The sequence below is a fragment of the Sphingosinicella flava genome, assembly GCF_016025255.1.
GTDB lineage: Bacteria > Pseudomonadota > Alphaproteobacteria > Sphingomonadales > Sphingomonadaceae > Allosphingosinicella > Allosphingosinicella flava.
This window is the reverse complement of sequence record NZ_CP065592.1, coordinates 1,371,562-1,387,044: the sequence shown is the minus strand read 5'-3', so window position 1 is coordinate 1,387,044 and position 15,483 is coordinate 1,371,562. Positions and strand designations below refer to the sequence as shown.

General features: G+C 63.5%; 13 protein-coding genes. 10 read left to right on the top strand and 3 right to left on the bottom strand.

The window, feature by feature from the left end; genetic code table 11:
- The first annotated feature begins 126 nt into the window (after positions 1-126).
- The 8 genes from zapE (at position 127) to IC614_RS07155 (ending at position 10,569) form a co-directional block, all read left to right on the top strand.
- On the top strand, positions 127-1,236 hold the full coding sequence (gene zapE / locus IC614_RS07190; protein ID WP_200970682.1) for a cell division protein ZapE: 1,110 nt from the start codon (positions 127-129) through the stop codon (positions 1,234-1,236).
- Between the two features lie 200 nt (positions 1,237-1,436).
- Entirely contained in the window at positions 1,437-2,399 is a 963-nt protein-coding gene (gene mdh / locus IC614_RS07185) for a malate dehydrogenase (protein ID WP_200970681.1), read from the top strand.
- 40 nt (positions 2,400-2,439) lie between these two features.
- Positions 2,440-3,009: a hypothetical protein gene (locus tag IC614_RS07180; protein ID WP_200970680.1), complete on the top strand. Its 570-nt coding sequence runs from the start codon at positions 2,440-2,442 to the stop codon at positions 3,007-3,009.
- Positions 3,009-3,893 carry a succinate--CoA ligase subunit alpha gene (gene sucD / locus IC614_RS07175; protein WP_200970679.1) on the top strand — a complete coding sequence of 295 codons (885 nt, stop codon included), beginning with the start codon at positions 3,009-3,011 and terminating at the stop codon, positions 3,891-3,893. Before IC614_RS07180 ends, sucD begins: the two co-directional genes overlap by 1 nt.
- 47 nt (positions 3,894-3,940) lie before the next feature.
- Entirely contained in the window at positions 3,941-6,748 is a 2,808-nt protein-coding gene (locus tag IC614_RS07170; protein WP_200973143.1) for a 2-oxoglutarate dehydrogenase E1 component, read from the top strand.
- A 143-nt stretch (positions 6,749-6,891) separates the two neighbouring features.
- The gene (gene odhB / locus IC614_RS07165; protein ID WP_200970678.1) at positions 6,892-8,160 is read left to right on the top strand and encodes a 2-oxoglutarate dehydrogenase complex dihydrolipoyllysine-residue succinyltransferase; all 1,269 of its coding nucleotides are present in this window, start codon (positions 6,892-6,894) and stop codon (positions 8,158-8,160) included.
- 219 nt (positions 8,161-8,379) lie between these two features.
- Complete coding sequence (gene lpdA, locus IC614_RS07160) at positions 8,380-9,774, top strand: dihydrolipoyl dehydrogenase (protein ID WP_200970677.1); 1,395 nt, start codon at positions 8,380-8,382, stop codon at positions 9,772-9,774.
- Positions 9,775-9,945: 171 nt separating this feature from the next.
- The gene (locus tag IC614_RS07155) at positions 9,946-10,569 is read left to right on the top strand and encodes a trimeric intracellular cation channel family protein (RefSeq protein ID WP_200970676.1); all 624 of its coding nucleotides are present in this window, start codon (positions 9,946-9,948) and stop codon (positions 10,567-10,569) included.
- Between the two features lie 12 nt (positions 10,570-10,581).
- Here IC614_RS07155 and sppA read toward each other — a convergent pair whose 3' ends face one another.
- Positions 10,582-12,450, bottom strand: a complete 1,869-nt coding sequence (gene sppA, locus IC614_RS07150; protein WP_404829118.1) for a signal peptide peptidase SppA — start codon at positions 12,448-12,450, stop codon at positions 10,582-10,584.
- Between the two features lie 222 nt (positions 12,451-12,672).
- On the opposite strand from sppA, the gene groES reads away from it, so the two are divergent.
- Complete coding sequence (gene groES, locus IC614_RS07145; protein ID WP_200970675.1) at positions 12,673-12,960, top strand: co-chaperone GroES; 288 nt, start codon at positions 12,673-12,675, stop codon at positions 12,958-12,960.
- Positions 12,961-13,058: 98 nt separating this feature from the next.
- Positions 13,059-14,702, top strand: coding sequence for a chaperonin GroEL (gene groL, locus IC614_RS07140; protein ID WP_200970674.1), 1,644 nt, complete (start codon positions 13,059-13,061; stop codon positions 14,700-14,702).
- A 76-nt stretch (positions 14,703-14,778) separates the two neighbouring features.
- Here groL and IC614_RS07135 read toward each other — a convergent pair whose 3' ends face one another.
- The gene (locus IC614_RS07135) at positions 14,779-14,997 is read right to left on the bottom strand and encodes a hypothetical protein (protein WP_200970673.1); all 219 of its coding nucleotides are present in this window, start codon (positions 14,995-14,997) and stop codon (positions 14,779-14,781) included.
- A gap of 128 nt (positions 14,998-15,125) precedes the next feature.
- Positions 15,126-15,374 (bottom strand): hypothetical protein, encoded by a 249-nt coding sequence (locus tag IC614_RS07130; RefSeq protein WP_404829117.1) that lies wholly within the window; start codon positions 15,372-15,374, stop codon positions 15,126-15,128.
- Positions 15,375-15,483 lie beyond the last annotated feature (109 nt).

Below are 15,483 nucleotides of genomic sequence, written 5' to 3'. Positions count from 1 at the left end.
CGGTCTCCGGCTTTTCTTCCCGCCCTTATTCTGCAATGGCGCCGCCATGCAGATGCCGATCCGTACTAAAGCCAGCCCCGCCCGGACGGGCTGGCGCACAGGGAAGGTGCGCTGGAAGCCGCACCCATGAGCGGGGTTCTCCAGCGTTATGAGGCGCTGCTCGCCGCCGGGGAGCTGCGCGCCGATGCCGATCAGCGTCAGGCGGCCGTGCTTCTCGACCGGCTTGTGTGTGCGGTGAACGCCCCGGCCCGAGTTGGCTTCGTCTCCCGCCTGCTGGGGCGGGAGGCGCCGGCGCCACGCGGGCTCTACCTCTGGGGCGGGGTCGGCCGCGGCAAATCCATGCTGATGGACCTCGCCTTCGCGGCGGTCACCATTCCCGCCAAGCGCCGCGTCCATTTCCACGAATTCATGCTGGAGGTGCACGAACGGCTGCGGATCGAACGGCTGCGCGAGGGCGGCGATCCCATTCCGCCCGTCGCCGCCGCCATCGCCGCCGAGGCGCGGCTGCTGGCGTTCGACGAAATGGTCATCAACAACAGCGCGGATGCGATGATCCTGTCGCGGCTCTTCGCGCAGCTGCTGGAGCGGGGAGTGACGGTCATCACCACATCGAACCGCCCGCCGCGCGATCTCTACAAGCACGGCCTCAACCGCGAATTGTTCCTGCCCTTCATCGACCTGATCGAGCGGGAACTGGACGTGGCGGCGTTGAATGGGCCCACCGACTACCGGTTGGAGCGGCTGGGCGGCTTTCCGACCTGGTATGTGCCGAACGGAGTCGAAGCGACGGTGGCCCTGTCCCGCGCCTTCTTCCGCCTGACCGATTATCCGCCCGAGGATGCGGCGCACGTGCCCTCGGAGGATATCCCCGTGCAGGGCGGGCGGACGCTGCGCGTGCCCAAGGCGCTGAAGGGCGTCGCCGTCTTCTCCTTCAAGCGGCTGTGCGGGGAAGCGCGGGGGGCGCCCGATTATCTCGCCGTCGCGCGCCGCTATCATAGCGTGATCATCGTCGGAATTCCGAAACTGGGGCCGGAGAACAGGAACGAGGCGGCGCGCTTCGTGACTTTAGTCGACGCGCTTTACGAGAATAAGGTGAAATTGCTCGCCGCCGCCGATGCCGCCCCGCCCGATCTTTACACGAAGGGCGACGGTGCCTTCGAATTTGAGCGCACCGTGTCTCGCCTCATGGAAATGCAATCGGCCGACTATCTCGCACAGGGGCACGGCGAGGCCTGAAATATGTTCCTGCGGAAGCAGGAATCCAGACGCGCTGCATGTGCCGCCGGGCTTCTGCTTTCGCAGGAGCACAAACCTCCCAAAAATCCGCCGCCAAACGGTTGCCCCAAGCGCGCGAGGGGTCTAAGCGGGCGCCCATATCTTCGCGGCTGCGCATCGCAGCCCGATCCCGCTTGTGAAACGGAAAGGCTGGGAGTCGCATGGCTCGGAAGAAAATCGCGCTTATCGGTTCGGGTATGATCGGCGGCACGCTCGCGCACCTCGCGGCGATGCGGGAGATGGGCGACATTGTCCTCTTCGACATCGCTGAAGGCACGCCGCAAGGCAAGGCGCTGGACATCGCGCAATCGGGTCCGGTCGACGGCTTCGACGCCAAGCTCGAAGGCGCGAACGATTATTCCGCCATTGCGGGCGCCGACGTCTGCATCGTCACCGCCGGCGTTCCGCGCCGTCCGGGCATGAGCCGCGATGATTTGCTCGGCATCAATTTGAAGGTCATGAAGGCGGTCGGTGAGGGCATCAAGCAATATGCCCCCAACGCCTTCGTCATCTGCATTACCAATCCATTGGACGCGATGGTGTGGGCGCTGCGCGAATTTTCCGGTCTGCCGCACAATATGGTCGTCGGCATGGCGGGCGTGCTCGATTCGGCGCGCTTCCGCCACTTCCTCGCCGAGGAGTTCAACGTGTCGGTCGAAGACGTCACCGCCTTCGTGCTTGGCGGCCACGGCGACACGATGGTCCCGGTCATCGAATATTCGACCGTCGCCGGCATCCCGGTGCCGGACCTCATCAAGATGGGCTGGTCCACCCAGGAAAAGATCGACGCCATCGTCGCCCGCACCCGTTCGGGCGGCGGCGAGATCGTGGGTCTCCTCAAGACCGGTTCGGCCTTCTACGCCCCGGCGGCGAGCGCGATCGCGATGGCCGAGAGCTTTTTGAAGGACAAGAAGCGCGTCCTTCCGGCCGCCGCAAACCTCACCGGACAATATGGCATTAGCGACCTCTATGTCGGCGTGCCGGTGGTGATCGGCGCGGGCGGCGTGGAGAAGATTGTCGAGATCGAACTGAATGACAGCGCCAAGCAGAATTTCCAGGTGTCGGTCGACGCCGTCAAGGAACTGCTCGAAGCCTGCAAGGGTATCGAGGAGAGCTTGGCGTGATGGGTTCGCGGAAACATCCTAACACAGATATGGCCCGGTAATGTCGGTCACGGCCGTCCTTGCTTTAATCGCCGCCGCGCCTTCGGCTTATCCCGCCGACGCCGTACTGACGGCGTTCGAGGAGGCGTGCGCGAATGTCGTCGATCTCGATCTGGCGCGCCGGGAACTCGGCAAGACGGAATGGCAGGAATTCACGCCCGAAGTCGGCACGCCCGTCGAAAAACTGATCTCCCTCGGCAAGGAGATGCTGGGCGATTCCATCAAGATGCGGCCCACTCATGCCTTTCGCCGGACCGTCGCGGGCGAAAGCCTTCACCTCATCCTGTCCGGGGTGGAGATGGAAGGCATCTGGCTGAACGGCTGCAGGCTGTATGACTTTGAGGAAGAGCGCCGGATCGATCCCGCGCTCGTCACCGCAGGGCTGCACCGCGATCCCGCCGAAACCATCGAGCGGGCGGGCGTGCTGGCCAAGACGGTTTGGGAACCGGGCTATAAAGCAGAGCATGAAGCGATGGAATTGTACCACATTCCCAAGGAAAGTCCCGCCAAACAAGCGCTGGGCGTATCCGGGATCAGTCTTGTTGCCAAAGCGCAGGGAACACTCGAATAATGTCCATTCTCGTCAATAAGAATACCAAGGTCATCACGCAGGGTTTCACCGGCGCGCAGGGGACGTTCCATTCGGAACAGGCTATTGCTTACGGCACGCAGGTTGTCGGCGGCGTGACGCCGGGCAAGGGCGGTCAGACGCATATCGGCCTTCCTGTCTTCAACACCGTCGATGAAGCGGTGAAGGCGACTGGCGCCGACGCGTCCGTCATCTACGTGCCGCCGCCCTTCGCGGCCGACTCGATCCTCGAGGCGATCGACGCGGAAGTGCCGCTGATCGTCTGCATCACCGAAGGCATTCCGGTGCTCGACATGGTGAAGGTGAAGCGGGCGCTTTCCGGTTCCAAGTCGCGCCTCATCGGGCCGAACTGCCCGGGCGTGTTGACGCCGAACGAGTGCAAGATCGGCATCATGCCGGGTAACATCTTTTCCAAGGGCTCGGTCGGCGTCGTGTCGCGTTCGGGCACGCTCACCTACGAAGCGGTGTTCCAGACGACGAACGAAGGCCTTGGCCAGACCACGGCTGTCGGCATCGGCGGCGATCCGGTCAACGGCACCAACTTCATCGACGTGCTCGAGCTGTTCCTCGCCGACGACGAGACCAAGTCGATCATCATGATCGGCGAAATCGGCGGATCGGCCGAAGAGGAAGCCGCGCAATTCCTGAAGGACGAAGCCAAGCGCGGCCGCAAGAAGCCGATGGTCGGCTTCATCGCCGGCCGCACGGCGCCTCCGGGCCGCCGCATGGGCCATGCCGGCGCGATCGTGTCGGGCGGCCAGGGCGGCGCGGACGACAAGATCGCGGCGATGGAAGCGGCTGGAATTCGCGTCTCCCCGAGCCCATCTGAGCTTGGCAAGACATTGGTCGAAGTCCTCAAGGGCTAACCCGCAGGTAAGAACAGCGCGCTATAGAGGGCGCGATGGGAAAGACGATGAGCGTGGACATGTTCGGTGACAGCGAACGGGAGCAAGGCCCCAGTTGGGCGCGTGACAACTGGCCGCTGACGCAGCTTGACGAGGTCAATCAGGGCCTCGACCCGACGCTGATGGCGCTAGACAAGGTTGCCGCCAAGGCGAAGGACAAGGCCGTGTCGGCCGGAAAGTCCGATGCCGAAGTCAAGCAGGCCGCAGACGACAGCATTCGCGCGATGATGCTGATCCGCACCTATCGCGTGCGGGGGCATCTTGCCGCCAACCTCGATCCCTTGGGCCTGTCTCACCGCGATCTTCCCGCCGATCTGACGCCGGAATTTCACGGCTTTACGGGCGAAGCGCTCGACCGGCCCGTCTATCTCTGCGGCACGCTCGGCTTCGAATATGCCACCGTGCGGGAGATCGTCGACGTGCTGCGCCGCAATTATTGCGGCAATGTCGGCCTCGAATATATGCACATCAACGACCTGGAGGAGCGGCGCTTCCTTCAGGACCGGATGGAAGGCCGCGACGCAGAGATCCATTTCACGCCCGAGGGCAAGCAGGCCATCCTCGCCAAGGTTATCCAGGGCGAGCAGTGGGAACGCTTCCTCGCCAAGAAATATGTGGGCACGAAGCGCTTCGGCCTCGACGGCGGGGAATCGATGATCCCAGCGCTGGAAAGCGTCATCAAATATGGCGGCCAATATGGCGTGCGCGAGATCGTGTTCGGCATGGCCCATCGCGGCCGCCTGAACGTCCTCGCCAATGTCATGGGCAAGCCCTATCGCGCCATCTTCAATGAATTTGCGGGCGGTGCGACCAACCCGGCCGATGTCGGCGGATCGGGCGACGTGAAGTACCACCTTGGCACCTCGTCGGACCGCGAGTTCGACGGGATCAAGGTGCATATGTCGCTGGTCCCGAACCCCAGCCATCTCGAGGCGGTCGACCCGGTCGTTCTGGGCAAGGTGCGCGCGATCCAGACGATGATCGACGACAAGGAAGGCGACACCGTCCTTCCGGTGCTGCTCCACGGCGACGCGGCCTTTGCCGGGCAGGGGATCGTCGCGGAATGCTTCGGCTTCTCCGGCCTGCCGGGCTATGCGACCGGCGGCACGATCCATTTCGTGATCAACAACCAGGTCGGCTTTACGACGAGCCCGCAATTCGCGCGGTCCTCGCCTTATCCGTCGGACATCGCGAAGAGCGTCCAGGCGCCGATCCTGCACGTGAACGGCGACGATCCCGAAGCCGTCACCTTCGCCTGCAAGCTAGCCATCGAATATCGCCAGCAGTTCAATCGCGACATCGTGATCGACATGTGGTGCTACCGCCGCTTCGGCCATAATGAAGGCGACGAACCGAGCTTCACGCAGCCGGTCATGTATGCGGCGATCCGCCAGCACCCGCCGATTTCCGAAATCTACGCCCGCCGGCTGATCGCGGAAGGCGTGATCGACCAGGCGTGGGTGGATAGGCAGGTGGAGCAGTTCACGAATTTGCTCGAAGGCGAGTTCGAAGCGGCGAAATCCTATCTGCCGAACAAGGCGGACTGGTTCGAAGGCCGCTGGGCGGGCTTCAACAAGCCCGGCACGCCGGAGACGGAACGCCGCAACGTTTCGACGGCGATCGACACGGATACGCTTCAGGAGCTTGGGCGGACGCTGACCACGGTTCCGGAAGGGGTGAGCGTCCACAAGACCCTCACCCGCATCCTCGATGCCAAGCGCGAGATGTTCGCGTCCGGCCAGGGGTTCGACTGGGCGACCGGTGAGGCCTTGGCTTTCGGCTCGCTCATGAAGGAAGCCTATAATATCCGCCTGTCCGGCCAGGACAGCGGACGCGGCACCTTCAGCCATCGCCACGCCGTGTGGGTCGATCAGCAGACCGGCGCCAAATATATTCCGCTGACGAGGATCGAAGGCGGCCGGTTCGAGGTGCGCGACAGCCCGCTCTCCGAATTCGGGGTGCTCGGTTTCGAATATGGCTATGCGCTCACCGACCCGAAGACCCTCGTCCTCTGGGAAGCGCAGTTCGGCGATTTCGCCAACGGCGCGCAGGTTATGATCGACCAGTTCCTGTCGGCGGGTGAAGCCAAATGGCTGCGCGCCAACGGCCTCGTGATGCTCCTGCCGCACGGTTATGAAGGCCAGGGACCGGAGCATAGCTCGGCGCGTCCGGAGCGCTATCTGCAGCTCTGCGCCGAGGACAATATGCAGGTCGCGAACTGCACGACCCCGGCCAATTACTTCCACATCCTGCGCCGTCAGATGCTGCGTGGTTTCAGGAAGCCGCTGGTCATCATGACGCCCAAATCGCTGCTGCGGCACAAGGCGGCGGTGTCGAGCGCGGCGGACTTTACCGGCGAGAGCCACTTCATGCGGATCCTCTCCGATCCTTCGGCGCCTGCGGACCAGGATGTGAAGCGGCTGGTCCTGTGTTCGGGCAAGGTCGCCTATGACCTGATCGACGCGCGCGACAAGGCGGGCGACAGGAACACGGCGATCATCCGCATCGAACAGCTCTATCCTTTCCCGTCCGAGCCGCTCATTGCGCGCCTGCGGCGCATGACGAACCTCGAAGAGGTGGTGTGGGCGCAGGAAGAGCCGAAGAATAACGGCTATTGGAATTTCGTCCGCGATTATGTCGAGCAATGCCTGGTGGACGCAGGGGCAAAGCCGCAGCGTCCGGCCTATGCCGGCCGCGCCGCCGCCGCATCGCCCGCGACGGGCCTTGCCAAGCGTCACGCGGCGGAGCAGGCGGCATTGATCGCGGAAGCGCTCGGCCATGGCGGCGACGCGCCCGAACAACGCAAGGCGGGGTAATTGGCACCCGGCGCAAACATAGGCACCGCTTGCCCTGAGCCGGTCGACGGGCTGTCCTTCCTTCTTCATGCCAGGGGAAGTAAGGGCAGGGCTTCGACAAGCTCGGCCCGAACGGGTTTTGGCACTGAAAAGAGGCAATGAGAATGGCGACCGACGTAACCGTCCCCACTCTGGGCGAATCGATCACCGAAGCCACCTTGGGCCAATGGCTGAAGAAGCCCGGCGATCCCGTGAAGGCCGACGAGCCGATCGCCAGCCTGGAGACCGACAAGGTCGCGGTCGAAGTGCCTTCGCCGGTGGCCGGCACGATGGGTGAGCCCGTGGTTGCCGAAGGGGATACCGTGCAGGTCGGCGCGCTGATCGCCCGGATCGAGGCTGGTTCGGGTGCTGCCTCCGCGCAGCCGCAAGCCGCGGCGAAGGCGCCGGAAGTCGCCGCGACGCCGGTGAACCCGCAAGGTGCCGGAGAAAATATCGAGCTTCGCGACGCTGCCGAGGCGTCGCAGGACAGCAGCCTCACCCTGTCTCCCGCCGTGCGCCGCCTGGTGCTCGAGCATGGCCTCGACCCGTCGAGGATCAAGGGCACAGGCAAGGACGGGCGCTTGACGAAGGACGACGTGTTGGCTGCCGCGCAGAACGCACCGAGTGCTCCTGCGAAAGCAGGAGCCCAGACTTCGGCGCAGGACTGGGTTCCTGCTTCCGCAGGAACACAAGAGCGCAAGGAAGAGCGCGTCCGCATGACGCGCCTGCGCCAGACCATCGCCAAGCGGCTGAAGGAAGCGCAGAATACCGCCGCGCTTCTCACCACCTTCAACGACCTCGACATGAGCGCGGTCATGGAGGCGCGGGCCAAATATAAGGACCTGTTCGAAAAGAAGCACCAGATCCGCCTCGGCTTCATGGGCTTCTTCGTGAAGGCGGCGGCCTTGGCTGCCCGCGACGTGCCTTCCGTCAACGCCTATATCGAGGGCGACGAGATCGTCTATCACGACTATCTCGACGTGTCGGTCGCGGTGTCGGCGCCGAACGGCCTCGTCGTTCCGGTGATCCGCAACGCCGACAAGATGAGTTTTGCCGAGATCGAAAAGACGATCGCCGATTTTGGGCGTCGCGCCAAAGACGGCACGCTCAGCATGGACGATATGAAGGGCGGCACCTTCACCATCTCCAATGGCGGCGTGTTCGGCTCGCTCCTGTCGACCCCGATCATCAACCCGCCGCAATCGGCGGTTCTCGGCATGCACCGGATCGAGGAACGGCCGGTCGTGCGGAACGGCGAGATCGTGGTTCGTCCGATGATGTATCTGGCATTGAGCTACGACCACCGCCTGGTTGACGGCCGCGAGGCGGTGACCTTCCTCGTCCGCATGAAGGAAGCGCTGGAAGATCCGACGCGGTTGCTGATCGATCTTTGATGCGCCGCCGGGTTATACCGCTGAGATATATATACTTGGCATCATTGCTGGGTTTTGGAGGTTTGGTTTTCTTTATTCGGAATGCCCAATCTGTTTCCGACGTGATGATACCTATGATTTTCTATGTGGCGCTTATGTTTGTCCTGGGCATAGAAGGCCGACAATCTTGGCGCGCGTACGAACAGTCTAGAGCAAAGCAACGCTCGCATGAGGTAGAAAATGGCTGACTATGATTTCGACGTTCTGGTGATCGGCGCGGGGCCGGGCGGTTATGTCGCGGCGATCCGGGCGGCGCAGCTGGGCCTCAAGACGGCGTGCGCGGAAAGCCGGGCGACGCTGGGCGGCACCTGCCTCAATGTCGGCTGTATTCCTTCGAAGGCCTTGCTCCATGCGTCGGAATTGTTCGCGGAAGCCAATTCGGGCGCGCTCGCCAAATATGGCGTGAAGGCGGAGAAGGTCAGCCTCGACCTCGATGCCATGCACAAGCAGCGCACGGATGCCGTGACGGGCCTTACTGGCGGCATCGAATTTCTGTTCAAGAAGAACAAGGTCGAATGGCTGAAGGGTCTCGCCACCTTCACCGGTAAGGACACCGTGGAGGTCGCGGGCCGCACCGTTCGTGCCAAGAATATCGTGATCGCGACCGGTTCGTCGGTCATGTCACTGCCGGGTGTCGAAATCGACCATGAAGTGGTCGTCGATTCCACCAGTGCGCTCGAACTGCCGAAGGTGCCGGAGCATCTCGTCGTCATCGGCGGCGGGGTGATCGGACTGGAGCTGGGATCGGTGTGGAAGCGGCTCGGCGCCAAGGTGACCGTAGTCGAATATGTCGACCAGATCCTGCCGGGCATGGACGCCGAAGTCCGCAAGGAGGCGGCGAAGATTTTCAAGAAGCAGGGCTTCGAATTGCGGACGTCGACCAAGGTCACTGGCGTCACGGTGAATGGCGGCAAGGCGACCGTCACCATGGAACCTGCAGCCGGCGGCGCGGCCGAGACGATCGAGGCGGATGTCGTGCTGGTCTCCATCGGCCGCCGCCCCAATACGGACGGCCTTGGCCTCGATAAAGCGGGTTTGACCGTCAACAATCGCGGACAGATCGAGACGGATCACGATTTCGCGACAGGGGTGCCCGGCATTTGGGCGATCGGCGACGTGATCCCCGGCCCGATGCTGGCCCACAAGGCTGAGGATGAAGGCATTGCGGTGGCGGAGAATATCGCGGGCCTCACCGGCATTGTGAACCATGATGTGATCCCGTCGGTCGTCTACACTCACCCGGAGATCGCCGGCGTCGGCCTTACCGAGGAGCAGGCGAAGGAAAAGGGCGAGGTGAAGGTCGGCAAGTTCCCGATGATGGCGAACAGCCGCGCCAAGGCGATCAACGACACAGACGGTTTCGTGAAGATCGTCGCCGACGCCAAGACCGACCGCGTGCTCGGCGTCCACATCGTCTCATCGCTCGCAGGCACGATGATCGCCCAGGCCGCGCAGGCGATGGAATTCGGCGCGACGAGCGAGGACATCGCCTATACTTGCCATGCGCATCCGACCCATTCGGAAGCGCTGAAGGAAGCAGCGATGGCGGTGACCGGCAAGCCCATCCATATTTGATTGCACTCCCACTTAGGAAGTGCCTCTTATTCCCTCCCCTTGATGGGTGAGGTTGGGTGGGGGTGATCTACGACGTAGGGCGGTGTACTTCAGGAAGCATCACCCCCACCCAACCCTCCCCCATCAAGGGGGAGGGCTTTATAGTGCGGGTTCGACCATGGGAGTAACGCCATGCCCATTGCCGCCGAACAGCTTGGCCTCGTGCTGCAATGGCTCGACCTTGCGGGCATCCTTGTCTTCGCCTTGTCCGGCGCGCTCGCGGCGGGGGCGAAGAGGCAGACGCTCGTCACGTTTCTTTTCTTCGCGGTGATCACCGGGACCGGCGGCGGAACCGTGCGCGACCTGCTGATCGGGGCGCCGGTCTTTTGGGTCCACAGCAACGTCATATTGTTCATCTGCTTCGCCGCGGCCTTGATCGTGTGGGCGACGCCCGCGCGATTGTGGCGGGGCAAGACGCTGGACTGGCTCGATGCGGTGGGGCTCGCGGCCTATGCGACCTTCGGCGCGGCCAAGGGGCTTGCGTGGGGCGTAGCGCCGCTCCCGGCCATGGCGATGGGCGTTCTCACCGCATGCGTCGGCGGGATCATCCGCGACCTCTTGGCGGGCGAGCCGTCGATCCTGATGCGGCCCGAGCTCTATGTGACCGCCGCGGCATTGTCGGCCGCCCTGATGGTGGCGCTGACCTTAGCCGGCTTGCCCGGGTTCATCGCCGGTCCGCTGGCCGCGCTCGCAGGCTTTTTGCTCCGGGGCCTTGCCATCTGGCGGGGGTGGTCGCTCCCCGCTTACAAGGCCTGATGCGCAGGGTTCTTAGCTGATCCACTTCGCGACGAGCGCCCATAATCCCTCTTTGCCGGAACTGTGCGTGGGCACGGCGGGTATCGGGCAATCGAGGCAGCGCGCCTGGATGGCGGGCCCGCTCATCATCTCCCGCGCATCAGACAGCGCCCGGGCCATCAGCCATTCGGGCCGCAGCGCAAGACGAGAAAAGGCGTCGCGCGCGCCCTCCGGCGTTTCCGACGAGAGATCGGCCATCAGCGTTTCGAGGAAAGTTTTCTCATGTTCGAGATAGACGGTTTCCGCTGCGCCCGGATCGAGCTTCGCGCGGCGCGCGGCGTCGGCTATGGCGTCGTCGATGGAGCCGAACTGGTCGACGAGACCGATCTGGCGTGCCGTGCCACCGTCCCAAACCCTGCCTTGGGCGATCCGGTCGACGCGCTCCACCGGCAGCTTCCGGGTGTTGGCGACGAGGGCGAGGAAGCGGCGATAGGTGTTTTCCACGCCCATCTGGAGCAGGCGGTCGACGGTGTCGGACGGCCCCTTGAAGACGTTGGGTTCCCCCGACAGCGGAGTCGTCCCCACGCCATCGGCATTCACGCCGATCTTTTGCGCCAGGCCTTCGAAGCTGGGGATGATGCCGAAGACACCGATCGAGCCGGTGATCGTGCCCGGTTCCGCGAAGATGCGGTCGCCGGTCGTGGCGACCCAATAACCGCCGCTCGCGGCGACCGAACCCATCGAGACGACGACGGGAAGGCCCTTTTTCTTCGCTTCCAGCACCGCCAGCCTGATTTCTTCGGAGGCAAGGACCGAGCCGCCGGGCGAATCGACGCGCACCACAAGCGCGCTTAGATTTTGTTCGCTTAGCCCCTTCCGGATGATGTCGGCGATGGTGGTGCCCCCGGCAGTGCCCGGTCCCGCTTCGCCGTCGACGATGGTTCCGGCGACGGTGACGACGCCGATCTTGCCGGTCGTGGCCGCAGGGTTGGCGGCGATCCAATCGTCATAGGCGATTGCCTTATACCCGCCCGCCAGATTCTCTTCGTCGGCCCCGGCGAGCTGCGCCATGCGCGCGCCGAAGGCGGAGCGGTCGCCAATCTTGTCGACGAGGCCCGCGCGGAGCGCGGCCTGGGCCATGTCGCCTCTTGTCGCGGCAAGGGCTTCGGCCGGTTGCATGGCATAGGCCGCGACGTTCGCCGCCTTCGGCCGCGCCTTGGCGACATCATCCAGCCACTGCTCCCACAGCGCGTCGGCGAGCGCCTGGCTCGCCTGCCGTGATTCGGGCGACATATCGGTGCGCGAATAAGGCTCCACGGCCGCCTTGTAAGTGCCGACGCGATAGATGTTCGCGGTGACACCCAATTTGTCCATCAAGCCTTTATAATAAAGGTTCTGGCCGCCCGGGCCGGCGATCAGCACCGCGCCCAGGGGATTGAGCCACACTTCGCTCGCATGCGCGGCGAGGAGATAGCTGTCGTCGCCATATCCGGTGGCATAGGCGACCACCGGCTTGCCCGCCTTCTTCACCTTTTCCATCGCGTCGGCGACGTCGCCGATCGCCACCTGTCCGCCGCCGGTGAAGACATCGAGGTCGACGGCCACGGCCTTCACTCGGCTGTCATCCGCCGCCAGGGTCAGCGCCCGCACCACATCGCGGCGGCTATATTCGCGGGCGAGCGAGGAGCCGCCCATCGCGAGCGCCAGCGGATCGGCCTCCGCCGGCTGTTCGACGATGCTCCCGGACAGGTCGAGGAGCAGGGCGCCGTCATCGACACTGCCGGCATTGGGAATGGCGGTGAGGAGGGCATAGAGCATGCCGAAGAACAGGAGCATCAGGAGGAGGACGAAGGCATCCTTGATCCCGACGAGCAGCTTCCAGGCACCACGCACGAAGGACAAAGGGTGTCTCCTTAGAATATGGGATTAGGAGGTAGAGATTGGAGCGGTGAGTGTAAATCCTCAGGCCCTCCGCTCGAAGGAAGATGATTCTGTTCATCCACGTGAAATTTTTTGCCGCGCGGGTTCTTGACCCGTCGGCCAGCTCCACACATATGCGCCATCGTTAGCACTCGCGGGAGGTGAGTGCTAAGACACATTCATTCAACCATTGGGGTAACGCACATGAACTTTCGTCCGTTGCACGACCGCGTCCTCGTCCGCCGCGTCGAGGCCGAGGAAAAGACTGCCGGGGGGATTATCATTCCCGACACGGCCAAGGAAAAGCCGCAGGAAGGCGAAGTCGTCGCCGCCGGCACCGGTGCTCGTTCCGAAGACGGCAAGGTGACCCCGCTCGACGTCAAGGCGGGCGACCGCATCCTGTTCGGCAAGTGGTCGGGTACCGAAGTGAAGGTGAATGGCGAGGATCTCCTTATCATGAAGGAATCCGACATCCTCGGCATCATCGGCTGAATTAGCGGATGTGCTCCTGCGAAAGCAGGAGCCCAGTTTCTTTGATTGGCTAGGCTCCTGCTTTCGCAGGAGCACAACGAAGTAAGAAGGAAAGAAAAATGGCAGCGAAAGACGTCAAGTTTTCGCGTGACGCCCGCGAGCGCATCCTGCGCGGCGTCGACATCCTCGCCGATGCGGTGAAGGTCACGCTTGGTCCGAAGGGCCGCAACGTCGTTATCGACAAGTCGTTCGGCGCCCCGCGCATCACCAAGGACGGCGTTTCGGTCGCCAAGGAAATCGAACTGAAGGACAAGTTCGAAAATATGGGCGCCCAGATGCTCCGCGAAGTCGCGTCGAAGACGAACGACCTCGCCGGCGACGGCACCACCACCGCCACCGTTCTCGCCCAGTCGATCGTTCGCGAAGGCATGAAGTCGGTCGCGGCCGGCATGAACCCGATGGACCTGAAGCGCGGCATCGACCTCGCCGTCACCAAGGTCGTCGAAAACCTCAAGGGCCGTTCGAAGAACATCGCTTCGTCGAATGAAATCGCTCAGGTCGGCATCATCTCCGCCAACGGCGACACCGTCGTCGGCGAAAAGATCGCCGAAGCGATGGAAAAGGTCGGCAAGGAAGGCGTGATCACCGTCGAGGAAGCCAAGGGCCTCGAGTTCGAGCTCGACGTCGTCGAAGGCATGCAGTTCGACCGCGGCTATTTGTCCCCCTACTTCATCACCAATCCGGAAAAGATGCAGGTCGAGCTTTCCGACCCGTACATCCTGATCCACGAGAAGAAGCTGTCCAACCTCCAGGCAATGCTTCCGATCCTCGAGGCCGTGGTGCAGTCGGGCCGTCCGCTCCTCATCATTGCCGAGGACATCGAGGGCGAGGCGCTCGCGACGCTCGTCGTCAACAAGCTGCGCGGCGGCCTCAAGGTCGCGGCTGTCAAGGCTCCGGGCTTCGGCGATCGCCGCAAGGCGATGCTCGAGGATATCGCGATCCTGACGGGCGGCGAGATGATCTCCGAAGATCTCGGCATCAAGCTTGAAAACGTCACGGTCGGCATGCTCGGCCAGGCGAAGCGCGTCACCATCGACAAGGACAACACGACCATCGTCGACGGTGCGGGTCAGGCCGACAACATCAAGGGCCGCGTCGAAGCGATCCGTCAGCAGATCGAGAACACCACCAGCGATTACGACCGCGAGAAGCTCCAGGAGCGTCTCGCCAAGCTCGCCGGCGGCGTTGCCGTGATCAAGGTCGGCGGTGCTTCGGAAGTCGAGGTGAAGGAGCGCAAGGACCGCGTCGATGACGCGCTGCACGCGACCCGCGCGGCTGTCGAGGAAGGTATCGTTCCCGGCGGCGGCACGGCGCTTCTCTACGCGACCAAGGCGCTTCAGGGCCTTCAGGGCGTCAACGACGACCAGACCCGCGGCATCGACATCGTCCGCCGCGCGCTCCAGGCGCCGCTCCGTCAGATCGCCGAGAATGCCGGCCATGACGGCGCGGTGGTCGCGGGCAAGCTGATCGACGGCAACGACGATACGCTCGGCTTCAACGCGCAGACCGAAACCTATGAAAATCTGGTGCAGTCCGGCGTGATCGACCCGACCAAGGTCGTTCGCACTGCGCTCCAGGATGCGGCTTCGGTCGCGGGGCTCCTCATCACCACCGAAGCGGCGGTGTCGGAGCTTCCGGAAGACAAGCCCGCAGCCGGCGGCATGCCGGGCGGCATGGGCGGAATGGGCGGCATGGACTTCTAAGTCCAAACCTCATTCTCAAAATGAAGGCCGGGGAGCGATCCCCGGCCTTTTTGTATGTGCACGGATAGCGGATTCGTTACTGACCGTTGGTATCGGTAACCGGTGCGTCGCCCGTTTCGACCAAGTTGCCCTCCACCTTCGCCGTAGCTGCGGCCTCGAGGACATCCGGCGCCTCGTCCAGCATGGCGGCGGCCTCATTCAGCCTCTGCGATTCCTCGGCGGTCGGCAGGTTTTCGTCTCCGCGTCCACAGGCGGCGAGAAGAAGAAGGGCGGTGAAGGCTATGGTAGGACGCATAGGTTCCCCTGTTGCTAAGGCGCGAAGATTAGCGCATCGAACATGCGCCGCAACGTCCTTCAGGCATATAAAAAGGGCCGGACACCCGAGGTGTCCGGCCCTTCTTCGAATGCTAGAAAGCGCGAGGCTTACTGAGCGTTCGTGGTCGTGGCTTCAGCAGCGTTCTCGACGGCTTCAGCAGCGTTGTCGACCGACTCACCAGCGTTGGTGAGGGCGGTGTCGGCAGCGTTCAGAGCGTCGGTCGCGGCAGCGTTGACGTCGGTCACCGCTTCGTTGACGGTCATCGCGTCAGCGGCGTTGGTGTCGTTGGTGGTTTCGGCGTTGTTGCAAGCGGCAAGCGCGGCAACCGCGACGAGCGAAAGAGCGATCTTCTTCACGAGCATTCCCCTATTCGAATTGGGTAACTGTTCTGCTGGGCGAGGTGCCATCGGTTTTGAACCCTAGGCGTCCAGCAGCTGCCCCCATTATGACAAGCCGGAGGGCATG